Origin of the sequence: Nonomuraea ceibae (assembly GCF_019396325.1) — a bacterium.
Taxonomy (GTDB): Bacteria; Actinomycetota; Actinomycetes; order Streptosporangiales; family Streptosporangiaceae; genus Nonomuraea; species Nonomuraea ceibae.
In genome coordinates this window covers 104,546-126,317 of the sequence record NZ_JAHKRO010000004.1, presented here as the reverse complement: position 1 = coordinate 126,317, position 21,772 = coordinate 104,546, and the positions used below count along the sequence as shown (strand labels likewise).

Here is a 21,772-nt window from a genome sequence, read left to right as displayed (position 1 = left end):
ACATCCAGAATCCTGCGGGCATGCCTACCCCCACGTCGTGACACTCGGGGGGATGGCATGCCGGCTTGCACCGTTGTCGTGATCACCTACAACGACGCGGCCCGCCTGCCCAGGGCGGTGCGTTCCGTGCTGCGGCAGTCGCTGCGCGACCTGGAAGTGATCATCTCCGACGACGCCAGCACCGACGGCACGCCCCGGGTGGCCGCCGAGCTGATGAGAGCCGATCCCCGCGTCCGCTACCTGCGCCGCGAGGTCAACAGCGGCGGCTGCGGCGCCCCCAGGAACGACGGCCTCGACGCCGCCGCCGCGCCGTACGTGATGTTCCTCGACAGCGACGACGAGCTGCCCCGGCACGCCTGCAAGAGCCTGCTGACCGAGATCGAGCGGACCGGGGCCGACTTCGTGTCCGGCCAGATCTCCCGGCTGTACGAGTCCAGCGGCCGGCTCAAGCCGTACTATCCGACGCTGTTCGCCCGGCGGCGAGTCGTCGAGGGCATCCGCGAGGAGCCCGAGCTGTTCCTGGACTCCTTCAGCACCAACAAGCTCTACGACGTGCGCTTCCTGCGTGACAACCTGCTGCGCTTCCCGGAGGACATCCACTACGAGGACCACGTGTTCGCCACCGAGCTGTACGCGCTGGCGCGGCGCTTCGCCGTCGTGCCGTGGGTGGTCTACCACTGGCACCGGGCGCGCGGCGGCACGTCGATCTCGCTGAGCATCAAGGACATGGACAACGTGCGCCACCGGGTCGTCGCCGCCCGGCTGAGCGACGACATCCTGCGCGAGCACGGGGCCGCCGACCTGGTGCCCGCCCGCCAGTACCGGTTCCTGCGCCAGGACCTGCGCGTCTACCTGAACCCGCTGCCCACGATGGACCGGGTGTGGGTCAAGGAGTTCGCCGCGGTCGTCCGGCCGTACCTGGAGGAGATCGCGCCCGAGGTGTTCGACCGGGTCGGGCCGATGGACCGGGTCTGCTGCCGGCTCATCCTCGACGACCGGGTGGACGACCTGCGCATCGCCGCCGGGTCGCTCACCGGGGCGGGGGCGCCGCCGCGGGCCGCCGTGCAGGTCGGCGGGCGGACGTACTGGGGCACGACGGCCACGCCGGGCATGGACATCACGGACCTGCGGCTGGCCGAGCTGCCGTACTCGGCCACCCGGCTGCGGCACGAGGTGACCGAGATCGGCCAGGACGGCGACCGGGTCCGGATGACCGTGCACACCTACGACCCGTTCGGCGTGCTGCCGGTGGAGTGGAAGGCGTTCCTGCGGGTGGGCGGCGAGAAGGTGCCGATCAGCCCGCAGCCGTCGGGCGAGTGCGCTTACGTGAGCGAGATCGTCTTCACGCCCAGGGGCCGGTGCGAGCCGCGCATCGGGTTCACCCGGGTCGCAGACGGCCACACCACCACCGACCGGCTGCTGGTCGACCCGGCGATGAAGCCGATCGAGCTGCCCGGCGGCACGGTCAAGGCCGAGGGCTACGCGGCGTACCTGTGCGTGCGGGCCGTCTCCGCCCGGTCGCTGCTGCGCCGGATCAGACGCAGGCTGCTGAAGCGGCTGAGCACGCCGAAGCTGAAGCTGCGCGTCTACAAGGCCCTGATCAAGGTGGTGCCGCCGCGCAGGGACCTGGCGCTGTTCGAGGCCGACGTCGGCAAGGGCTACACGGGCAGCCCGCGCGCCATCTACGAGGAGCTGCGCCGCAGCGGCCTGCCGATCGAGGCGGTGTGGTCGGTGGCCAGGGGGCGCGGCAACTTCCCGCCCGACGTGCGGCTGGTCAGGCGCGGAAGCTGGGCCTACGTCTGGACGATGGCCCGGGCCGGCTACTGGGTCGACAGCCACGGCTTCCCGCTCGACTACCCCAAGCCGCGCCGCACCCGCTACCTGCAGACGTGGCACGGGCAGGGCATCAAGTCGATCGGCTTCGACGCGCCCGACCTGCGCGGCGACTTCGACGGGCCGCGCGCCCAGTGGCGGCGGGCGGTCGCCCGGTGGGACGCGCTGGTGTCGCCGAGCGCCGAGTTCTCGCGCTGCTTCCTGCCGTCCAACGGCTACACCGGCCGCGTCTACCGCTGCGGCACGCCGCGCTGCGACGCGCTGGTGCGCGGGGCGTGCGCCGACGGGGTGCGCGAGCGGCTGGAGATCCCGCCCGGCAAGAAGGTGCTGCTGTACGCGCCCACCTACCGCGACCAGGCCAAGGGCAGCGGCCGGTCGGTCCGGGTGGACCTGGAGCTGATGGCCAGGGAGCTCGCGGACGAGTGGGTGCTGATCCTGCGGACGCATCCGGTGGAACGTTACAAACCGCCGGAGCGGCTGCGGCACTTCGTCCGCCCGGCCGGCTCGTACCCGGAGATCAACGACCTGATGCTGGCCTCCGACGCGCTGCTGACGGACTACTCGTCGGTGATGTGCGACTACGCGCTGACCGGCAAGCCGATGCTGTTCTTCATCGACGACTGGGACGACTACCGGCTGTCGGAGCGCGGCGTCTACCACGACCTGCCGTCGATCGCCCCCGGCCCGTGCGTGACGACGACCGCGGACCTCGTCGCGGCGCTGCGCGACCTGCCCGCCGTGCACGCCGCCCACGCCGGCCGCTACGCCGCCTTCCGCGAGCTGTGGTGCGCCGACGAGCGCGGCGACGCCTCCGCCCGGATCGTCGCGGACTTCTTCACGGCGGGTGCCCGGTGAACGTCGTCTTCGCCTGCCTGGACGCCGACACGCTGGGCGGCATCCAGCAGGTGACGCACACGCTGGCCCACGGCCTGGCCGGGCGCGGGCACGAGGTGCACGTCGTCGGGCTGCACCGGGCCGACGCGCCGTTCCGCTACGTCGAGCGCCCCCGCTACCGGCAGCACCTGATCAGCCGCACCCCGGTCGGGCCGCAGGGACGCCTGGCCCGGCTGCGCGCCGACCGCCGGCTGCGCGAGCTGCTCGGCCCGATGCGGCCCGGCTTCGCCGTGCTCACCTCGCCCGGCGTGGTGACCCGGCTGTCACGGCTGCTGCCCGGCTCGCTGCGTCCGATCGGCCAGTATCACGGCTCGTACGAGCACGCCCGCGGTTGCTGGCACCTGGGCTCGATCAGGAAGCACTACCCGCGGCTGGACCAGGCGGTGTTCCTGAGCGACGACGACGCGTGGCTGTTCGCGGAGAACGCGCTGCTGCCCAACACCTGGACGCTGCCGAACCCGCTGGCCGCCTGGCCGGACGCCGTGTCGCCGCTGTCGTCGCCCCGCGTGCTGGGGGTGGGGCGGCTGGAGGGGGTCAAGCGGTTCGACCGGCTGATCACCGCGTTCGCCAGGTCGGGGGCGCCGCCGTCGTGGGAGCTGCACCTGATCGGCGACGGGGGCGAGTTGGAGCGGCTGCGGGCGCACGCGGCGCGGGAAGGGGTGGCGGACCGGGTGGTGTTCCGCGGGCGGGTGCCCGCCGCGCGGATGCCGGCCGAGTACCGGGACGCCTCGCTGGTCGCCCTCACGAGCGAGCACGAGGGGCTGCCGATCGTGCTGCTGGAGTCGGCCGCGCACGGGGTGCCGGCGGTGGCGTTCGACGTGTCGGGCGGGGTGCGCTCGGTCGCGTCGGCGCTGGTCCCGCCGGCGGACGTGGACGCCTTCGCGGCCGAGCTGGGCCGGCTCATCGGCTCGGCGCCGGAGCGGCGGCGGCTGGGCGCCGCCGCCCGGCAGCGGGCCGAGGACTTCCGCCTCGACCCGGTGCTCGACCGCTGGGAAGCGCTCTTCGCCCACATCGACCGGTGAAGATCCAGCCGGCCTTCACCCCCATCGACCGGTGAAGATCCAGCCGGTGAGCAGCGGCACGGGCGGTCAGCCGGTGCGCTCGGCCAGCTCCGGCGACTCGCTGCGCTGCTGCGGGACGCCGGCCAGGGCGCGCTGGCCGGTGGTCAGCAGGGCGGCCACCGGGCTGGGCTCGCGCAGCCGGTTGAAGCGGTCGCGCATGGACTTGCGCATCCGGCTGTTGCGGCGGCGCTGCATCGTCTTGTTGCAGGCCGACACGTGCTCCTTGGCGGCCGGGGCGGCGCCGGTCAGCTCGTAGCCCTGGGCCTCCAGCCGCTCGCCGAGCACCTGCTCGCAGAGCGAGATCTCCCAGCCGTCCAGGCGCTTGGCCCAGCTCCCGACCCGGCTCCTGGTGACCTCGCCGTGCGTGTTGCTGTGCCACACCTTGTGCACCGGCACCGCCACGCTGGCCGCCTCGCGCGGCGACACCATGGCGGGCGAGAAGTCCTCCTCCAGGAACGCGCAGAGCTTCTTCAGCTCGGTCACCGGGTCGTCGGTGAGGTCCTCGTAACGCAGCTCGAAGTAGCTGTCGTCGGGCAGCGTCCGGCGCAGCTTGTCACCGTGGTCGATGGCCTCGGCCCAGGTGGAGACCGCGTGGAAGGAGTCCAGCGTGTACCAGGGCATCTCCTTCAGCGAGGCCACGCAGTCGCGGCCGTCCCTGATCAGGTGGATGAACTGGGCGTCGGGGAAGAGCCTGAGCAGCAGGTCGGTGTGCTTGACGTAGCTGGGCCGCTTGTCGCCCCAGCGGGCCTTGCCGAACCGCTCGGCGTACATGCGGAAGGCGGTGCCGAGCACGGAGCCGAGCGAGCCGGGGCCGTCCACGACCTGGCGGACGAAGGCGTCGCGGTCGATCTTGAGCTCGCGGAACTTGGTGCTGCGGTCGCTCGCGATCCACTCGGCCAGCGCGCGCCGCCGCTCGGCGTCCCGGAGGTCGCCGAACGCGCGCCGCTTGTAGTAGACGGGCATGACGAAGCGCGTCTCCGGCGGCACCGCGAGGCGCGGGTGCGAGTGGAGCATGAGCTGGAGCATCGTGGTGCCGGAGCGCGGGCAGCCGATCACGAATACTGGCCGGTCTGACATTTCGTACTAACCCCCGAAATTTAGACGAGAACGTGCTCTCGGCTCTCCTGGGGCACGGGGTGCCTGCGCGCGAAGAGCCACATCCGGTAGACAAGGAAGATCTCGTTGGCGAGAAGCAGGACGCTGGCGACCACCGCCACCGGGATCAGCGCCCCGGCCCCGGCGAGAGGCGCGATCACGAACACCGCGGCATGAAACTCGATGCCGCTGATGAGGTGCGACCGCACCCGGCGCCGGGCCAGGAACCTGTTGAGCCGCCGCAGCGAGTACGGCATCCTGCCGCCGGTCCGCCCTCCCCTGGGCGCCGGCACCAGCCCAGGCTGCACTTCAGCCTGGAGATCAGCCTGGAGATCGGCCCGCCCCTCCCTGATGACCTCGCGGACCCGCTTCATCTGCGGCGCGTTGACGTACCGGAAGAGGTCGAGCACGGCCACCACCGCGCCCAGCACCACCCAGCTCACATCCCCCGTGAGCGCGAACTGCCCGTAGGCGAGTCCGGCGGCGCAGCAGACCACCCTGACGCGGTCGCCGACGTAGTCGAGCCAGAGCCCGAAGGGCGTCCCCGTGCCCTTGAGCCTGGCGATCTTCCCGTCGACGCAGTCGATCATGAAACTCAGATAGAACAGAACCGCCCCGGCGACCAGCCGGTCCGTCGCCAGGCACGCGGCAGAGATCATGCCGAGGACCAGCGACGTCACGGTGAGTTCGTTGGGCGTGATCCGCGTGCGGTTGGCGACCGCGAGCGCGACCCGGCAGGCGACCGGGTCCACGAAGTACACGGTCCACCAGGAGTCTCTCCGCTTGCGTGTCGCGTGGACGTCATCGAGCGAATAGGTCCTCATGGACTACAGCATGACGACGAGCCGTGTTTGAGCAATTACTCTCTGGAACTACTGGGGAATGTCCATGCCTCTTCTTGACCCTTCCGCCACCGAAAGGCGCCAGGTGGGGCCGCTCTCCCCCTCGCGGAACCACCCCTTCAGCACCAGCCCGCGCGTCTCGGTGCGCGCCTGGAGCCGCCAGGTGGGCCCGCCGCCCTCCAGCGCGCGCGGGTCGATCGTGGCCACCAGGCCCTGCCCGCCGACGCGCTTGGCGGTCAGCGGCACCTTGCGGCGGCCGTCGCTCAGCACCAGGCTGACGCGGCCCGGCTTGCGCTCGACGCGGTGGATGGCCACCTGGCCGCGCAGCAGATACTCCCGGCCGGTCCAGCCGCACTCGTCGACCCGCGCCATCAGCTTGAGCTCCTGCCGCGCGTCGTACACCTCGTCGGGGATCGCCAGCCTGCGGTCGCGGAAGTACGGGTAGTCGCCGTACCAGCCGGTGTTGCGCCAGCCGCGCGGCACCACCCGGGTGCCCTCGGCCGAGGCCCGCCTGAACTCGCGCACCTGTCGCAACTCCTTGACCAGCCCGCGCTCGACCAGGTGGAGTTCGAGCCGCCGCAGCGATGGCGCCGCCGCGATCACGTCGGGACCCAGCTCGGCCAGCCACTGCCTGGCCACCTCCAGCGCCGGCCCGCTGTCGCCGTCGGCGGCGTCCTCCAGCGCCTGGAAGAGGAAGACGATGTCCTTCTCCAGCACCAGGTCGTCGAAGGTGGCCTTCAGCTCCGGCGCCGTCTCGTCCAGGAAGGCCCGTACCGAGCGGATGGCGCCCAGCCGCTCGGTCAGGTTGGGCAGCTCGGTGCGCCGCTGGGTGATCGAGTCCTCGCCGCCGTCACGCCTGCGCCAGTGGTAGACGACGTCGTCGAGCACGTCGACGCTGGTGGCCAGCACGTGCGCGCGGATGGCCACGGGCACGTCCTCGTAGATCCCGGCGGGGAACTCCAGCCCGCGCTCGCGCCAGAACGCCGTCCGGTAGACCTTGTTCCAGACCGTGCGGTCGCGGGCCAGCGAGCGGCGGTCCATGACGTGCGTGCACAGCACCCGCCGCCTGAACACCTTCTCGTGCATCGTCGACGGCGCCAGCTCGCCGTCGGCCAGCCGCAGCACCGCCCCGCACGCCAGGTCGGAGCCGGTCTCCCGCAGCGAGGAGACCAGCAGCTCGTACGCGCGCGGCGGCACGACGTCGTCACCGTCGGCGAAGGCCAGGTAGGGGCCGCGGGCGTGCCGCACGCCGAGGTTGCGGGCCGGTCCCGGCCCCTGGTTGGGCTGGCGCAGCAGCACGAACCGGGGATCACGGGCGGCGAACTCCTCGGCCACCCGGCGGCTGCCGTCGAGCGAGCCGTCGTCGACGCAGAGGACCTCGAAGTCCGTCAGCGTCTGGGCGGCCAGCGACTCCAGGCACTCCGCCAGGTACGGCTCCACGTTGTGGATCGGGACGACGACGCTGAGCAGGGGGATCATTGTCGAGCACTCCTTTCGGTGGCTGAGGGCAGCATGCCCGGGCTGTCGCTGCCCTGATCGGGTCTTTACGCTACGTTGTGCAAGTGATCCGGCACGTTGTGTAGGGGGAAGGATGCTGAGGAGCGTCCACGAGCACGAGCTGCCCGTGCTGCGCCGCTGGCGCAACCATCCGAAGGTCCGGGCGTCCAGCTTCACCACCCACGAGATCAGCCCGGCCGAGCACGCCCGCTGGTGGGCCCGGGTCAAGGACGACCCGGCGCGGCGGGTGCTCGTCTACGACCACGACGGCGAGCCCGCCGGAGTGGTGACCTATTCGGGGCTCGGCGACGGGTCGCGCACCGCGAGCTGGGCCTTCTACCTCGACCTCGACGGGCTGGAGCGGTCGGGCACGCTGCTGGCCGCCTGGATCGGGCTGGAGCGGGCCGCCATCGCGCACGCCTTCGGGCCGCTCGGCCTGACCCGGCTGCGCGGCGAGGTGCTGGCCTCAAACGAGCCGGTCAGGCGGCTGCACCGGCGGTTCGGCTTCGCCGAGGTGGGCGTCTTCGGGCTGGAGGTCGAGGGGCTGCGCCGCGACGTCATCGCCATCGAGCTGACCAGGGAGGACCACGCATGATCAAGATCGCCGAGCGGGCCGTCGGGCCGGGCCGGCCGCCGTTCGTCATCGCCGAGATGTCCGGCAACCACGACGGCAGCCTGGAGCGCGCGCTGTCGATCGTCGACGCGGTGGCGCGGGCCGGCGCCCACGCGCTCAAGCTGCAGACCTACCGGCCCGACACGATCACCGTCGACGCCGACGGCCCGGCCTTCCGCATCGGCTCCGGACACGAGCTGTGGGGCGGCGAGCGGCTCTACCGGCTCTACGAGCGCGCCCACACACCGTGGGAGTGGCACGAGCCGATCTTCACCAGGGCGCGCGAGCGGGGGCTGATCCCGTTCTCCTCGCCGTTCGACCGTACGGCGATCGAGCTGCTGGAGAAGCTCGACGCGCCCGCGTACAAGATCGCCTCGTCGGAGATCGTGGACCTGCCGCTGATCAGGCTGGCCGCCTCGACGGGCAAGCCACTGATCATCTCGACCGGGATGGCGTCGATCGGCGAGATCCACGACGCCGTCGAGGCGGCCCGCGACGCCGGGTGCGACCAGCTCGCGGTGCTGTCGTGCACGGCCTCCTACCCGGCCTCGCCCGCCGACAGCAACCTGCGGGCGCTGCCGCTGCTGGCCGCGATCACCGGGGCGGTCGTCGGCGTCTCCGACCACACGCCGGGGCTGGGCGCCGCGCTGGCCGGGGTCGCGCTCGGCGCGTGCCTGATCGAGAAGCACGTCACGCTGAGCCGGGTGGGCGGCGGCGTCGACGCCGCGTTCTCGCTGGAGCCGCACGAGCTGGCGGCCCTGGTGGTGGAGAGCGAGCGGGCCTGGCAGTCGCTCGGCGCCGCCGTCATCGGCCCGCGCCCCTCCGAGCGCGAGGGGCTGCGCTTCCGCAGGTCGCTGTACGTGGTGCGGGACGTGCGGGCGGGCGAGCCGGTGACCGAGCAGAACGTGCGCTCGATCCGGCCCGCCGGCGGGCTGCCCCCGGAGCTCGCGCCGCAGGTGATGGGCCGCCGCTTCACCCGCGACGCGCCGCTCGGCACGCCGCTCACGTGGGATCTGGTCTGAGCCGCAGCAGCGCGTCGGCGACCCTCTCGCGGCCCCGCCCGTCGACCAGGTCGCGCCCCCGGCTCCCGTACTCCTCGCGCAGCTCGCGGTCGGTGAGCAGGCGGGCCAGCGTGTCGACGGCGGCGGCGCCGGGCTCGGGCCCCAGCCCGGCGGCCAGCCCGCCCGCCATCAGCTCCTCGTAGCCGGTGAGCTGGTTGGCCGCCACCCAGGTCAGCGCCGTGGGCACGCCCAGGTGCAGCAGCTCCCAGGCGGCCGAACCGGCGGCGGTCACCACGAGGTCGGCCCGCGCCATCAGCTCGGGCAGCCGGTCGGTGGGCGGCACGACGGCCACCGACTCGCCGGCCTCGAACGGCTCCGGGCTGATCACGGTCGCCTCGAACGGCGCCCCGGTCGACAGCAGCGCCTTCGTCCACCTCGGCGCGACGCCCGCGCTGTCGGTCCCGCCGAAGAAGCACAGCACCCGGGGCGGCCCGCCCTCGCGGGGCGTCCGGCGGCAGCGGCGCACGCTGTCGCGCAGCAGCACGTACGCGCTCCCGGCCAGCCGCTCCCCGTCGAACGGGTGGCGCTCGGCCCCCAGGTTCTGGTCCAGGTAGAGGTCCGCCTCCTGCCCGCGCGGGTCGCCGTCGACGATCGCCAGCACCGCCATCCCCGCCTCGCGCAGCGCCGCCCCGGTGCCGGGCGGCAGCGTGTACGAGTCGAGGACCATCACGTCGATCCCCAGCTCCCGCGCCTGGGCCGCCAGCCGGTGCGGCTCGCGGAGCGCGGGCACCGACGGCAGCCCGCGCTCGCGCAGTTGCGCCGCGGCCCACTCCGACCCGGTCACCTCGCCCAGGAACGTCACCGGCACGCCGCGCGAGCGCAGCTCCTCGGCCAGCGCCACGCACCGCACCAGGTGGCCGACGCCGATCGCGGCGCCGGCATCACAGCGAACGCCGACGGCCGTCATGCGTCCTGCAGCTCCTTCTGCTCCACGTGCGCGTTGAGCCGGCACACCTCGGGCCGCTCGCGCAGCCAGCCGACCAGCTCGCGGAACGGCACGCACCGGTCGCCCAGCGCGGCCACGACACGCGCGATGAGCCGCCAGTCGTCCTCGGTGTCGAGCGTGACCCGCAGGTCGCCCGCCCCCGGCGGATAGGCCAGGCCGAGCAGCCGGAAGTCGCCCGGCTCCGCGTAGATGTAGGACGTCACGTGCGTGCGGTGGTAGGCGGTCGCCTCCCGGTCGGCGCGGCGCAGCGCCGCCAGCCCGGCGATCTCCACGTCGAGGCCGCGCGGCAGCGTGCCGGACAGCCCGGTGCTGAGATAGTCGAGCGCGCCGCCGAGCGCCCGGTAGACCAGCGCCGCCTCCCTGATCACCGCCGGGTCGAGCAGCGGGCAGTCGGCGGTGAACCGCATGACCGCTTCCCCCTGCCGCCCCTCCAGCGCCTGCGCGAACCGGGTGAGCACGTCGTCCACCGGCCCCCGGTGGCACGCCACGCCGAGGGCCGCGCACTCGGCGGCCACGGCGTCGTCCTCGGCCAGCGTCGTGGTCGCCACCACGAGGTCGTCGACCGCGCCCGACTCGCGCGCCGCCCGGACCACCCAGCCCAGCACCGTGCGCCCGCCGAGATCCCGCAGCACTTTCCCCGGCAACCGGGTCGACCCCATCCGCGCCTGAATGATTCCGACAATCCTCAACGATTCCCCCTGTTACCGTCGGTGACTTGCTGGTCGCGCTATGCTACCGGCCGACGTAAGGGGGACCGCTTGAGCATTCTCAGTGGATCGTCAATGTTGATCACCGGAGGCACGGGCTCGTTCGGGAAGGCCTTCATCCGCCACGCGCTCGGCCACGTCGGCGTGCGCAGGCTGGTGGTGTTCTCGCGCGACGAGCTCAAGCAGTACGAGCTCCGCCAGGCGCTCGGCGAGGACGAGCGGCTGCGCTACTTCATCGGCGACGTGCGCGACCGCGAGCGCCTGGCCCGCGCCATGCACGGGGTGGAGTACGTGGTCCACGCGGCCGCGCTCAAACAGGTCGACACCGCCGAGTACAACCCGTTCGAATACGTCCGCACCAACGTCGCCGGCTCGCAGAACGTCGTGGAGGCGGCCATCGACTGCGGCGTGCGCAAGGTCGTGGCGCTGTCCACCGACAAGGCGTCCAGCCCCATCAACCTCTACGGCGCCACGAAGCTGGTCGCCGACAAGCTGTTCGTGTCGGCCAACCACTACGCCGCCGGGCACGAGACCCGCTTCGCCGTGGTCCGCTACGGCAACGTCGTCGGCAGCCGCGGGTCCGTGGTGCCGTTCTTCCTGAAGCTGGCCCGCCAGGGCGCCAGCCTGCCGATCACCGACAAGCGGATGACCCGGTTCTGGATCACGCTCGACCAGGCCGTGGAGTTCGTCGTCGACTCCTTCGACCTGATGCAGGGCGGCGAGCTCTACGTGCCGCGCATCCCCAGCATGCGGATCGTCGACCTGGCCGACGCGCTCGCGCCCGGCAGCCCGATCTACGAGATCGGCATCAGGCCCGGCGAGAAGCTGCACGAGGAGATGATCGGCCCCGACGACGGCCGCCGCGCGCTGCGCCTGGCCGACCGCTACGTGGTGCAGCCGACGATCGCGACCTGGGGCTACGTCCCGCCGGTCGGCGGCGAGGTGCTGCCGGAGGGGTTCGCCTACCGCTCCGACGCCAACGACCGCTGGCTGTCGGTCGACGACCTGCGGGCGATGGTGTCGGCCTGATGCTCCCCTACGGACGGCAGTCGGTCGACGAGTCCGACATCCTGGCGGTGACCGAGGTGCTGCGCGGCGACTGGCTGACCACCGGCCCGGCCGTGGCGCGCTTCGAGTCGGCGCTGGCCCGGTGGACGGGCGGGGTGCCGTGCCTGGCGGTCACGTCGGGCACCGCCGCCCTGCACGTGGCCTACGCGGCCGCCGGCGTCGGGCCGGGCGACGAGGTCGTCACCTCACCGCTGACGTTCGTGGCCACGGCCGCCACCGCCGCGCTGCGCGGCGCCCGGGTGCGCTTCGCCGACGTGCAGCCCGACACCGGCAACCTCGACCCCGACGCCGCCGCGAGCCTGGTGACGGGCCGCACCCGGGCGATCACCGCGGTCGACTACGCGGGCCATCCGGCCGACTACGACGAGCTGCGCGGGGTGGCGTCGGCGGCCGGGGCGGTGCTCATCGGCGACGCGGCCCACTCCATCGGCTCCACCTACAAGGACCGGCCGGTGGGCTCGCTCGCCGACCTGACGACGTTCTCGTTCTTCCCGACGAAGACCGTGACGACGGCCGAGGGCGGGGCCGTCGCGGCGGCCGACCCCGAGCTGTTCGCCGCCGCCGCCCGCTTCCGCAACCACGGCCTCGTCCGCGACCCCGCCGAGCAGCGCGACCCGGGCGAGGGCGGCTGGCACCAGGAGGTGCACGCGTTCGGGCTCAACTACCGGCTGCCCGACGTGCTGTGCGCGCTCGGCACCAGCCAGCTCGGCCGGCTGGGCACCTTCCGCGCCCGGCGGGCCGAGCTGGTCGCCCGCTACAACCGGCTGCTGGCCGGCGTGCCGGGGCTCACCCTGCCCGCCGAGCGCCCGTACGTGTCGCCGAGCTGGCACCTCTACCCGGTGCGCGTCGGCGACGGGCGCAGGCGCGAGGTGTACGAGCGGATGCGCGCGGCCGGGATCGGCGTGCAGGTCAACTACCTGCCGGCCTACTGGCACCCGGTGTTCGCCGACCTCGGCTACCGGCGCGGGCTGTGCCCGAACGCCGAGACCTACTACGCCGAGGAGCTGTCGCTGCCGCTCTTCCCGGGCCTGGGCGACGCCGACCAGGACCGGGTCGCGGAGTGCCTGGCGGGCATCCTGTCCTAGTGCTCCAGCAGGAGCAGGCAGCCGTCGTCGCCCCGGTCCACCAGGAAGCGCCTGCCGGGCACGTCCGCCGGCGGGCGGCTCCGGGTCCGCACCAGCGTGCGGATCGCCCGGCCCTGGTCGACGACGACCTCCCACCACGTCACGTCACCGACGACCTCGTCGATGCCCGCGAGCGGCACCCGGGCGCGGAAGTCACGCCCGGCCAGCGTCACCGGGAAGTACATCTCCTCGCCGTCGCTCCTGCGCACCAGCCTGATCACCGGCTCGCCGTCGCCGACGTCGGCCAGCTCCCCGGCGAACACCAGGTCGCCGCCGTCGACGCGGCACTCCCCGATCACCGCCTCGGCCTCGCGCAGCCGCAGCCCCCACGCGCCGCGGAAGCTGAGCACCGGCACCAGCCACACGCCTGACCTGCGCCGGGGCGGCGGGGCCGACGGGGCGAGCCTGCGGTCGCCGCGCACCTTGCCCTCCAGGCGCAACCCCGCGCCCTTGAGCCGCACGTACAGGTCCCAGTGCCCGTGCCTGCGCAGTTGCGCGGCGCTGAGCGCCGCCGGATCGAAGGCGAACCGGAACGGGAAGACGTGCTCCGGCACCGACCCGCCGTCCGGCTGGGGCGCGCTCTCCCAGACGGGCGCGGCGCTCTGCTCGGCCAGCGGCACCCGGTCGCCGGTGCGGCGCTCCTCCAGCCACACCGTCACGCGCATCCGGCCCAGCTCGCCCGCGTCGAACCTGCCGATGCCGGCCCGGCCGGAGCCGTGCAGCACGCCGTCGCGCCACTCCAGCTCCACCAGCCTGGCGGTCGCCTCCAGCTCGCCGGAGACCTCCGACAGGTGCCCGGGCAGCGCCGGGTGCCGGCCGTACCAGCGCTTGCGCAGCAGCCCGGCGGAGCTGACGCGCGGCTGCAGGCGGCCGTCGCGCGCCTGCGCGGCCACGCCCGCCAGCTCGTCCAGGCGGCGCCGGTGCAGCAGGTGCACCTGGAGGCGGTGCGCGAACGGCAGCTCGCGCAGCGCGGCCCGCGACACCCCGTCGAGATACCGTACGGCCAGGTCCACGAGGGCCGGGTCGGCGGCGGGGCCCAGCCGGGCGATGGCCTCGACCGCGACGGTCATGTCGATGGCCAGCGTGTCGCGGTCGAACTCGGGCCGCAGCCGGGGCGCCTCCGCGTCGAGCAGCGCGGCGGTCTGCAGCACCGAGAGCAGGCGGTCGCGCAGGTTGTCCGGCTCCAGGCGGCGCTGGGTGATGGAGGAGCCGGGCTCGTCGCGCTGCCGCCAGTGGTAGACGACCTTGTGCAGCACGTCGACCGAGCGCGCGCCCACGTGGGCGGCCATGGCGACCGGCTGGTCCTCGTACATCCGCTCGGGGAAGCTCAGGTCCAGGCGGTCCCAGGCGGCGCGGCGGTAGACCTTGTTCCACAGCATGCGGTCGCGCACCAGCAGCGGGCGACGGGTGATGTGGGTGCGTTCGGCCGGTTCGGCGAACGGCTCCTTGTGCGCCCACGACGGCACGAGCAGGTTGCGGTGCAGCCGCATGACGTTGCCGCACGCCAGGTCGGAGCCGGTGGACTCCAGCGACGAGACCAGGCGCTGGAAGGCCGCGCGCGGCACGGTGTCGTCGCCGTCGACGAACGCCAGGTAGCGGCCGCTCGCCTGGCTCACCCCGATGTTGCGGGCCCGGCCGACGCCCAGGTTGTCCTGCCGGATCAGGCGGAAGCGGCCGTCCCGCTCGGCGCGGGCGGCCACGAGGTCCGGGCCGCCGTCGCGGCTGCCGTCGTCCACGCAGATCACCTCGATGTCCCGCAGGGTCTGCGCCTCCAGCGAGTCGAGGCACGGCGTGAGGTATTTCTCGACGTCGTAGAACGGCACGATCACGGATAGGACCGGCACGGATGCTCCCTTCCTCAGCCGGACAGCAGCCGCATGACCCGGCGGGCCATCCGGCGGGGGCGGGACAGGCGGCGCGACAGCCGGTAGCCGAGCGTCCTGCGGTAGGCCGTCGCCTTGCGCTGCGTCCTGCGCAGTTTGGAACGGGCCCTGACCAGCTCGCGCTCGCGGTAGCTGAGCTTGGTCTCCAGCCTGGCGATCCTGGCCATCGCCGCCGTGAGCTGGCCGGCCAGCCGGTCGCGCGAGCGCAGCAGGTCGCGGTAGGCGGGGGCGGAGCCGGCGCGTTCGGCGGGCTGGCCCAGCTCGGCGTCGAGCTTGCGGGCCAGGTCCAGCTCCTGCTGGTCGCATGGCCGGCCGGCCATGCCGCAGAGCGTCAGCGTGAGCTGGTCGGCCTCCAGCGGCCACGGCCACGGATGGTGGTGCCCGGCGGCCAGCAGCCGCACCGCGAAGCGCCACAGCATCCGGCACAGGACGATCACAGGGGCGGGCTCGGGCTCCGGCGACGGGCCGGGGCTGATGGCGGAGAAGCGCTCCCCGTCCCACACCAGGCTGTCGGTGGCCGCCGTGGCGTCGCCGCTGGTCTCCACCCATCGGGCGAGCGCGGCCAGCAGCTCGCGCACGGCGCGCACGTCCTCGCGGGCGCACGCCTCGACGAGGATCTCCTCGACCACGCGGCCCGGCGGGACCTCGCGCGACTCGCCGTCGGGCAGCCGCCGCAGCGTGACCTCGCCGCCCTCCTCGCGCAGCTCGTCGACGGCCAGGCCGTCCTCGACCAGCCCGAGCGGCAGCCCGACGGGTTCGGGCCTGTCGCGGGAGGCGACCGCGAGCCAGATCGGCGCCAGGTGCTCGCCGAGGCCGTGGCGGAAGGCCAGCCGGGTCAGCCGCAGCGGGTCGGCGACCAGCATGCGGTCGTCGGCGCGCGCGCTCAGCGGGAACGTGAGCGCCTCCGGCAGCTCGCGCGCCAGCGCCTCGCGCGCCAGGATCGCGCGCGGCGCCCGGCTGTCGGGGTAGGCGGCGTAGCAGCGTTCCACGGCCAGGCCGGTGGCCTCCAGGTCGAAGTCGAGCGCGGCGGGGCCGTTGGGGTAGGTGGGGTCGAAGCCGTGCGGCTCCCACTGCCCGTCGCCCCCGTCGCGGTCGGCCGGGCGCGCTTCGAGGAACCGGTCCACGCCGAGGTCGTTGCGCACGCCGAGGACGAGCCGGCCGCCGGGCGCGACGAGCGCGGCCAGCGCGGCCATCGACTCGCGCCAGGCCGCCGCCGGGGCCTCGGCCGAGTGGGTGCGCTGGAGCCCGTCCAGCGCCAGGACCAGGTCGTACGGCCTGTCGCAGCAGAACGCGGCCAGCCGCCCGCAGTGCACGTCGAGGCCGGGGTGGCGGTCGCCCAGCGCGCACGCGTCGGGGTAGGACCGCACGAGCACCGCCACCGAGGAGGCGCGCCCGGCCACCTCGTCGATCAGCTCTCTAGGGTGCGGCCCGACCAACAGGACGGAGCCGGCGGCCGGGAGCAGCCGGCCGATCAGCTCCCGTGCCACGCCGCGCCAGTCCGTGATGCTCGACCCGTCGGACATGTCTGACCACAGCAGCATCTCGCCGCCGATCAACCGGACGTTCTCGGGCGCCTCGGTCATGCGCATCGCACCCGCTTCCAGCCGAACATTCGCCGTAGCTCCTCAGGTGTCGCCTGATACTCGAATCCCAGCTCGCTCCGCGCGGCCTCGCCGGCCACCTCCGGGTCGACGCGGACGCCGTGCAGCTCGGGCCACAGCCGCATCCGGCGCGCGGTGCCGCCGTACTCGGGCCGCTCGTCGTCGAACTGCATCGGGTCGCCGTACACGCCGATCTCGCAGCCGACGGACGCGCCGTAGAACAGGGCGCTGCCGAGCCGGTTGGAGGCCACGCGGCGGTGCCGCCGGAGCTCGACGAGCTGCTTGCGCAGGAAGTCACGCCCGCTCGGGTCCCAGCGCGATCCGCGCTCGCCGTGGCATATCACCCGAAACCCGCGCGATTCGTACGCCTGCCGGATGCCGGGATTCGCAAATTCCAGCCAATAAAGGCATATGGTGACCGGTTCGGTTTCCGTATCCCGGATCTCATCGGCCAGCCGGGCGTGGTCGCCCGTTACGGAGGCTTTCTCCCAGCCGTGAAAGGGGTACCAGATCGTGCCCGTGCGTTTGGGCTTGACGCCGAGGTCCGGTTCGAGGTCGAGCAGGTAGATCCAGGGCGCGCCGATGAGGTAGTGGCCGCGCCGCCCCATCGACCAGCCCCGGCGACGCAGCACGTCAGACCATACGAAACGGGGGTAACCGGGGCTGCACCAGTGATCATTAGGTGGAAATCCATGCAGATAATTCCATCCGTGCTGGAGGAACCCCTGGATACGCCTGGGCGCTTCGTCTGCCATTCCGCAATATCGTCCGAGTATGCGGGAATGACCGTACCAGTGGTTGGATTCGTCCATTGTTTCCCCTCGCGCGGTTGGCAGGCCCCATCCGACATTCCCAGCCCCAGGCGCGGGCCACTCGGAGTTATACGCTTCCATTACTCGCGACGGGTGCTTGGTTTCTGTTGAACGGGGATCACCGCTACACTCAGTTCTGGCTTGAAGACAGAGAGTGAGTGAAGCATGAGTCATCTCGACCGGCTGCGTGAGGTCTTCCGCAGCTCGCTTAACCTCCCGGCCGCCGCCGACGTCGACGGCCTCGAATACCGCGCCATCCCCCAGTGGGACTCCCTGGCCCACATGTCGCTGATCGCGGCGATGGAGGACGAGTTCGCCGTCACGATCGACACCGACGAGATGATCGACATGAGCTCGTTCGCCAAGGCGGCGGCGCTCCTGGAGAAGCATGGCATCGGCGCAGCGGCCCGCTGACCCCCGCGTCGTCCTGGTCACCGGCTCCACCTCGGGCATCGGCCGGGCCATCGCCACGCGGCTGGCCACCACCCACCGCGAGGTCGTCGTCCACGGCCGCGACCAGGCCCGCACCGCCAAGGCGGCGGGCGAGCTGGCCGCGCTCACCGGCGGCCGGGTCGGCGGCGTCCACGGCGACGTGTCCGACCCCACCGCGATCTCCGCGATGATGCGCGAGATCCACCAGCGTCACGGCCGCCTCGACGGCCTGGTGATCAACGCGGGCGTCCACGCCGCGGCCCTGCTCGGCATGCTGCCCAGCGCCGGAGTCAGTGACCTGTTCGCGGTCAACGCGGTGGGCGCGGTCCACACCCTTCAGGGCGCGGTCCGGCTGCTGCGCCGGGGCATCAGCCCGTCGGTCGTGCTGGTCTCCTCGGTCATGGGCCGCGACGGCGGCCCCGGCCAGGCGGTCTACTCCGCCACCAAGGCGTCCCTGCTGGGCCTGGCCAAGGCCGCGGCCAAGGAGCTCGGCCCGGCGGGCATCCGGGTCAACGCCGTCACTCCCGGCTACATCCAGACCGCGATGCTGTCCACGCTCGACGCCGAGGCGAGCGCCGCCACCGTGGCCGCCACGCCGCTCGGCCGCCTGGGCACCGCCGACGACGTGGCCGCGCTGGCCGCCTTCCTGCTCTCCAGTGACGCCTGCTTCATCACCGGGCAGGTCATCGGCGTCGACGGCGGGCTGGTGCCGTGAGTCATGGTTGATCTCCCGCACCCGGGCGCGCGGCTCGTCTCCGACGAGGAGCCGGGCGGTCTCGGCGGCGACGCCCTCGCCACCCGCGTCGAGCGCGCCGCCGCCACCCTGGACGGGCTGCCGGCCGGTCCGATCTTCTGCGGCATGCGCAACGACCTGCCCTCGGTGGTGCGCTACCTGGCCGCCTGGCGGGCCCGGCGGGCGGTGGCGCTGCTCGACCCCGACCTGCCCGCCGCCGCGCTGGCCGAGCTCGCGGGCCGGTTCAAGCCCGCCGCCCTGCTCGGCTTCGCCCACGCGCCGCACGGCGCGACGGCACGCAGCGCGGGCAGCCCGACCCATCCCGACCTGGCCGTGCTGCTGGCGACCTCCGGCTCGACCGGCAGCCCCAAGCTGGTGCGGCTCTCGCGCGCCGCCGTGCTCGCCAACGCGCGGGCCATCGCCGAGGCGCTGGCCATCGGGCCCGCCGAGATCGCGCCCACCAGCCTGCCGCTGCACTACAGCTACGGCCTGTCGGTGCTCAACAGCCACCTGGTGGCCGGCGCGAGCGTCCTGCTGACCGACGCCGGGCTGCTCGAACGCTCCTTCTGGGCCTCGCTCGACGAGCACCGCTGCACCTCGCTCGCCGCGGTGCCCTATCAGTACGAGATGCTGCGCAGGCTCCGCTTCGACCCCGCCGACCACCCGTCGCTCACCACGCTCACCCAGGCGGGCGGCCGGCTCAGGCCCGACCTGGTCACCGAGTTCGCCGCCCTGCCCACGACCCTCTACGTCATGTACGGCCAGACCGAGGCGACGGCCCGGATCGCGGTGCTGCCCCCCGACCGGCTGGCCGGCAAGCCGGGCTCGGCGGGGGTCGCGGTGCCCGGCGGCCGGCTGGAGATCGTCGACGGCGAGGTCGTCTACCACGGCCCCAACGTGATGATGGGCTATGCCGACGAGGCCGCCGACCTGGCCAAGGGCGACGAGCTGGGCGGCGTGCTGCGCACCGGCGACCTGGGCCACCTCGACGAGGAGGGGTTCCTGCACCTCACCGGCCGGGTCAAGCGCATCGCCAAGATCTTCGGCGTGCGGGTCAACCTCGACGACGTGGAGCGGCTGCTGCGCGACTGCGGCCCGATCGCGGCCACCGGCGGCGACGACCGGGTCACGGTGTGGGCCGAGGGCGTCGACGCCAAGGGCTGCTCGACGCTGGCCCGGCGGCTCGGCACCGAGCTGCGGCTGCACTGGAGCGGCTTCGACGTGCGCGGCGTCGACCGGTTGCCGCTGCTCACCACCGGCAAGATCGACTACCGCGCCCTGGAGGCCCGGACGTGACCGTCTTCACCCTGTCGGCAGCCGAGCGTGAGGCCGCGCTGCTGCCCGAGCTGACCGCGCTCACCGAGCGGCACCGCCTGGCTTGCCCTCCTTACCGGCGCATCCTCGACGCGATCGGCGCCAGGCCGCCCTACGACCGGGTGGCGGCGCTGCCGTGGCTGCCGGTGCGGCTGTTCAAGACCCACGAGCTGCGCAGCGTTCCCGAGGACCAGGTGTTCCGGGTGCTCACCTCCAGCGGCACGACCGGGCAGCGGCCCAGCCGCGTCTACCTCGACCGGGAGGCCGCCGCGGCTCAGCCGCGCATGCTCGCGGCGACGCTGCGGGCGGTGCTGGGCGAGCGGCGGCTGCCCATGCTGATCGTCGATAGCCGCGCGGTGGTGCGCGACCCGGCGCTGAGCGCCCGGGGCGCGGGCGTCCTCGGCATGATGAACTTCGGCCGGGACCACACCTTCGCCCTCGACGAGCGGGGCGAGCTCGACGCCGAGGCGGTCAAGGGCTTCCTGGCCAGGCACGGCGCCGAGCCCTACCTGATCTTCGGCTTCACCTACCTGGCCTGGCTCCACCTGCGCGAGCTGGGCATGGACCTGTCGCAGGGCGTGCTCGTCCACTCCGGCGGCTGGAAGAAGCTGGCCGAGCAGTCGGTCGACAACCAGGAGTTCCGCAGGCGCCTGGCCGAGGAGTGCGGGCTGCGCCGTGTCCACAACTTCTACGGCATGGTCGAGCAGATCGGCACGGTCTTCCTCGAAGGCCCCGACGGCGGCGGCCTCTACTGCCCCGACTTCGCCGACGTGGTGATCCGCGACCCCGACACCTGGCAGGAGGCGCCGCCGGGGGCGCCGGGGCTGATCGAGGTGGTGAGCACGCTGCCGACCTCCTATCCCGGCCACGTGCTGCTGACCGAGGACCTGGGCGTGGTCCACGGCGTCGACGACGGCGTGTGGCCCGGCAAGCGCTTCTCGGTGCTGGGCCGGCTGCCCCGGGCCGAGGCGCGCGGGTGCAGCGACACCTACGGGCAGGCGGCCGCGTAATGCTCGACGTGAGGTTCCCCGACGGCCCGCCGGTCCCGGTCGGCACCCTGCTCGACCAGATCACCGCGGGCGGCGGCCTGGCTGTGGGCGACGAGCGGGTGCGCGACTTCCTCACCGGGTTCGGCCGCCGCCTGCTGCGGCCCACGCTGTCGCGCCGCCATCCCGAGCTGGGCTCGCTCGGCTTCTTCCTGCGCCGCAGCGAGCTGCTGCGCACCGTCGAGGGCCTGCGCGGCGATCACGTACGGGTGCCGCGCGGCCTGGTGTTCCACATCCCGCCTGCCAACGTCGACACCGTGTTCGTCTACTCGTGGGCGCTGTCGGCGCTGATGGGCAACCGCAACGTGGTGCGCCTGTCGCCCCGGGCCGGCACGGTCGCCTCGACCATCGTCGGAACGCTGCTGGAGTCGCTCGACGGGGCCGACCCGGTGGTGGCCGCGACCCAGCGGATCGTCTGCTACGACCGCTCCGACTCCATCACCGCCGCGCTCTCCTCGGGCTGTGACCTGCGGGTCATCTGGGGCGGCGACCGGACCGTCGACGAGATCCGCAAGCATCCGCTGGCCCCGCACGCGCGCGACCTGACCTTCCCCGACCGCTCGTCGTTCGCGGCCGTGCGCTCGTCGGCCTGGTTGGCCGCGCCGCCCGCCACCCGGGTGGCGATGGCCGAGGGGTTCGTCAACGACTCCTACTGGTTCGACCAGGCCGCCTGCTCCTCGCCGCGGACCGTCTTCTGGGTGGGGCCGCGCGACGAGTCCGACGCCGCCCGCGCCGACTTCACCGCCCACCTGTCGCAGGCCGTCTCCCAGCGGGGCTGGGCGGTCGACGCGGCGATGGCCGTGGAGAAGCGGGTCGCCACCTACGGCATGGCCGCCGACGGGTCGGCCGGGACGATCGACTTCCACGGCAACGCGCTGGCCAACGTCACGCTGTCGACCGCCGTGGCCGCCCCCCGCCGCTGGCTCGGCACCGGCACGTTCGCCCACGCCAGGCTCGGCACGCTGACCGAGCTGGTGCCGCTGGTGGGGCGGCGCGACCAGACGATGACGCACTTCGGGTTCGCCAGGGACGAGCTGATGGAGCTGGCCCAGGTGCTCGCCGGGCGCGGGGTCGACCGGATGGTGCCGTTCGGTGACGCGCTGAGCTTCCACCGGGTGTGGGACGGCGTCGATCTGGCCGCCGAGTTCACCCGGCTGGTCATGGTGTCGGCCTGACCAGCGGGTTCAGGGGCTGAGGAGGCTGAGGGGAC

Annotated in this window: 19 protein-coding genes; 11 read left to right on the top strand and 8 right to left on the bottom strand. The window is 73.2% G+C overall.

Annotated features, from left to right (window positions below; all coding sequences use genetic code 11):
- The first annotated feature begins 78 nt into the window (after nt 1-78).
- Nucleotides 79-2,688: a bifunctional glycosyltransferase/CDP-glycerol:glycerophosphate glycerophosphotransferase gene (locus KME80_RS04655; protein WP_372455341.1), complete on the top strand. Its 2,610-nt coding sequence runs from the start codon at nt 79-81 to the stop codon at nt 2,686-2,688.
- The gene (locus KME80_RS04650) at nt 2,685-3,749 is read left to right on the top strand and encodes a glycosyltransferase (RefSeq protein WP_219500597.1); all 1,065 of its coding nucleotides are present in this window, start codon (nt 2,685-2,687) and stop codon (nt 3,747-3,749) included. Before KME80_RS04655 ends, KME80_RS04650 begins: the two co-directional genes overlap by 4 nt.
- A 66-nt stretch (nt 3,750-3,815) precedes the next feature.
- Here the strand turns inward: KME80_RS04650 and KME80_RS04645 are convergent, their stop codons facing one another.
- Genes KME80_RS04645 through KME80_RS04635 form a run of 3 tightly spaced genes read right to left on the bottom strand, consistent with a single transcriptional unit; the run spans nt 3,816 to nt 7,399 of the window.
- On the bottom strand, nt 3,816-4,865 hold the full coding sequence (locus tag KME80_RS04645; RefSeq protein ID WP_219500595.1) for a sulfotransferase family protein: 1,050 nt from the start codon (nt 4,863-4,865) through the stop codon (nt 3,816-3,818).
- Between the two features lie 20 nt (nt 4,866-4,885).
- On the bottom strand, nt 4,886-5,707 hold the full coding sequence (locus KME80_RS04640; RefSeq protein ID WP_246644003.1) for a CDP-alcohol phosphatidyltransferase family protein: 822 nt from the start codon (nt 5,705-5,707) through the stop codon (nt 4,886-4,888).
- Between the two features lie 48 nt (nt 5,708-5,755).
- Nucleotides 5,756-7,399, bottom strand: a complete 1,644-nt coding sequence (locus KME80_RS04635) for a glycosyltransferase family 2 protein (RefSeq protein WP_504739700.1) — start codon at nt 7,397-7,399, stop codon at nt 5,756-5,758.
- Between KME80_RS04635 and KME80_RS04630 the strand changes: the two genes are divergently transcribed.
- Entirely contained in the window at nt 7,317-7,817 is a 501-nt protein-coding gene (locus tag KME80_RS04630; protein WP_219500591.1) for a GNAT family N-acetyltransferase, read from the top strand. The genes KME80_RS04635 and KME80_RS04630 overlap by 83 nt on opposite strands.
- Nucleotides 7,814-8,857, top strand: a complete 1,044-nt coding sequence (gene pseI / locus KME80_RS04625; RefSeq protein ID WP_219500589.1) for a pseudaminic acid synthase — start codon at nt 7,814-7,816, stop codon at nt 8,855-8,857. The genes KME80_RS04630 and pseI overlap by 4 nt, the downstream gene beginning before the upstream one ends.
- Here pseI and KME80_RS04620 read toward each other — a convergent pair.
- Both KME80_RS04620 and KME80_RS04615 read right to left on the bottom strand, forming a co-directional pair.
- A complete protein-coding gene (locus KME80_RS04620; RefSeq protein ID WP_219500588.1) occupies nt 8,838-9,803 on the bottom strand; it encodes a PseG/SpsG family protein in 966 nt (321 codons plus the stop codon). The two genes, pseI and KME80_RS04620, sit on opposite strands and share 20 nt — an antisense overlap.
- Nucleotides 9,800-10,531: a cytidylyltransferase domain-containing protein gene (locus tag KME80_RS04615; RefSeq protein ID WP_246644001.1), complete on the bottom strand. Its 732-nt coding sequence runs from the start codon at nt 10,529-10,531 to the stop codon at nt 9,800-9,802. Before KME80_RS04615 ends, KME80_RS04620 begins: the two co-directional genes overlap by 4 nt.
- A 21-nt stretch (nt 10,532-10,552) precedes the next feature.
- On the opposite strand from KME80_RS04615, the gene pseB reads away from it, so the two are divergent.
- Nucleotides 10,553-11,578 (top strand): UDP-N-acetylglucosamine 4,6-dehydratase (inverting), encoded by a 1,026-nt coding sequence (gene pseB, locus KME80_RS04610; protein WP_308125615.1) that lies wholly within the window; start codon nt 10,553-10,555, stop codon nt 11,576-11,578.
- The gene (locus tag KME80_RS04605) at nt 11,578-12,702 is read left to right on the top strand and encodes a DegT/DnrJ/EryC1/StrS family aminotransferase (protein WP_219500586.1); all 1,125 of its coding nucleotides are present in this window, start codon (nt 11,578-11,580) and stop codon (nt 12,700-12,702) included. The genes pseB and KME80_RS04605 overlap by 1 nt, the downstream gene beginning before the upstream one ends.
- Here the strand turns inward: KME80_RS04605 and KME80_RS04600 are convergent.
- The 3 genes from KME80_RS04600 to KME80_RS04590 are packed head-to-tail and all read right to left on the bottom strand — an operon-like array spanning nt 12,699 to nt 16,833.
- Nucleotides 12,699-14,585, bottom strand: a complete 1,887-nt coding sequence (locus tag KME80_RS04600) for a glycosyltransferase family 2 protein (protein WP_219500585.1) — start codon at nt 14,583-14,585, stop codon at nt 12,699-12,701. The two genes, KME80_RS04605 and KME80_RS04600, sit on opposite strands and share 4 nt — an antisense overlap.
- A 14-nt stretch (nt 14,586-14,599) precedes the next feature.
- Entirely contained in the window at nt 14,600-16,207 is a 1,608-nt protein-coding gene (locus tag KME80_RS04595; RefSeq protein WP_219500583.1) for a hypothetical protein, read from the bottom strand.
- Nucleotides 16,204-16,833 (bottom strand): hypothetical protein, encoded by a 630-nt coding sequence (locus tag KME80_RS04590; RefSeq protein ID WP_246643999.1) that lies wholly within the window; start codon nt 16,831-16,833, stop codon nt 16,204-16,206. Before KME80_RS04590 ends, KME80_RS04595 begins: the two co-directional genes overlap by 4 nt.
- Before the next feature lie 369 nt (nt 16,834-17,202).
- On the opposite strand from KME80_RS04590, the gene KME80_RS04585 reads away from it, so the two are divergent.
- From KME80_RS04585 to KME80_RS04565, 5 genes are read left to right on the top strand one after another with little or no spacing between them, the layout of a single operon-like run.
- Entirely contained in the window at nt 17,203-17,451 is a 249-nt protein-coding gene (locus KME80_RS04585) for an acyl carrier protein (RefSeq protein ID WP_219500578.1), read from the top strand.
- Nucleotides 17,426-18,184: an SDR family NAD(P)-dependent oxidoreductase gene (locus KME80_RS04580; RefSeq protein ID WP_219500576.1), complete on the top strand. Its 759-nt coding sequence runs from the start codon at nt 17,426-17,428 to the stop codon at nt 18,182-18,184. The genes KME80_RS04585 and KME80_RS04580 overlap by 26 nt, the downstream gene beginning before the upstream one ends.
- A gap of 3 nt (nt 18,185-18,187) precedes the next feature.
- Nucleotides 18,188-19,498 carry an AMP-binding protein gene (locus tag KME80_RS04575; RefSeq protein ID WP_219500574.1) on the top strand — a complete coding sequence of 437 codons (1,311 nt, stop codon included), beginning with the start codon at nt 18,188-18,190 and terminating at the stop codon, nt 19,496-19,498.
- Entirely contained in the window at nt 19,495-20,526 is a 1,032-nt protein-coding gene (locus KME80_RS04570; RefSeq protein WP_308125614.1) for a LuxE/PaaK family acyltransferase, read from the top strand. The genes KME80_RS04575 and KME80_RS04570 overlap by 4 nt, the downstream gene beginning before the upstream one ends.
- Nucleotides 20,526-21,737, top strand: coding sequence for an acyl-CoA reductase (locus tag KME80_RS04565; RefSeq protein WP_219500572.1), 1,212 nt, complete (start codon nt 20,526-20,528; stop codon nt 21,735-21,737). Before KME80_RS04570 ends, KME80_RS04565 begins: the two co-directional genes overlap by 1 nt.
- Nucleotides 21,738-21,772: the final 35 nt, after the last annotated feature.

Excerpts from the sequence above, each read along its gene's own strand:
- KME80_RS04605 (WP_219500586.1), top strand. The coding sequence starts at position 11,578 with ATGCTCCCCTACGGACGGCAGTCGGTCGACGAGTCCGACATCCTGGCG.
- KME80_RS04590 (WP_246643999.1), bottom strand. The coding sequence starts at position 16,833 with ATGGGGCGGCGCGGCCACTACCTCATCGGCGCGCCCTGGATCTACCTG.
- KME80_RS04630 (WP_219500591.1), top strand. The coding sequence starts at position 7,317 with ATGCTGAGGAGCGTCCACGAGCACGAGCTGCCCGTGCTGCGCCGCTGG.
- KME80_RS04585 (WP_219500578.1), top strand. The coding sequence starts at position 17,203 with ATGAGTCATCTCGACCGGCTGCGTGAGGTCTTCCGCAGCTCGCTTAAC.
- KME80_RS04575 (WP_219500574.1), top strand. The coding sequence starts at position 18,188 with ATGGTTGATCTCCCGCACCCGGGCGCGCGGCTCGTCTCCGACGAGGAG.
- pseI (WP_219500589.1), top strand. The coding sequence starts at position 7,814 with ATGATCAAGATCGCCGAGCGGGCCGTCGGGCCGGGCCGGCCGCCGTTC.
- KME80_RS04640 (WP_246644003.1), bottom strand. The coding sequence starts at position 5,707 with ATGAGGACCTATTCGCTCGATGACGTCCACGCGACACGCAAGCGGAGA.
- KME80_RS04565 (WP_219500572.1), top strand. The coding sequence starts at position 20,526 with ATGCTCGACGTGAGGTTCCCCGACGGCCCGCCGGTCCCGGTCGGCACC.
- KME80_RS04645 (WP_219500595.1), bottom strand. The coding sequence starts at position 4,865 with ATGTCAGACCGGCCAGTATTCGTGATCGGCTGCCCGCGCTCCGGCACC.
- KME80_RS04580 (WP_219500576.1), top strand. The coding sequence starts at position 17,426 with ATGGCATCGGCGCAGCGGCCCGCTGACCCCCGCGTCGTCCTGGTCACC.
- KME80_RS04620 (WP_219500588.1), bottom strand. The coding sequence starts at position 9,803 with ATGACGGCCGTCGGCGTTCGCTGTGATGCCGGCGCCGCGATCGGCGTC.
- KME80_RS04595 (WP_219500583.1), bottom strand. The coding sequence starts at position 16,207 with ATGACCGAGGCGCCCGAGAACGTCCGGTTGATCGGCGGCGAGATGCTG.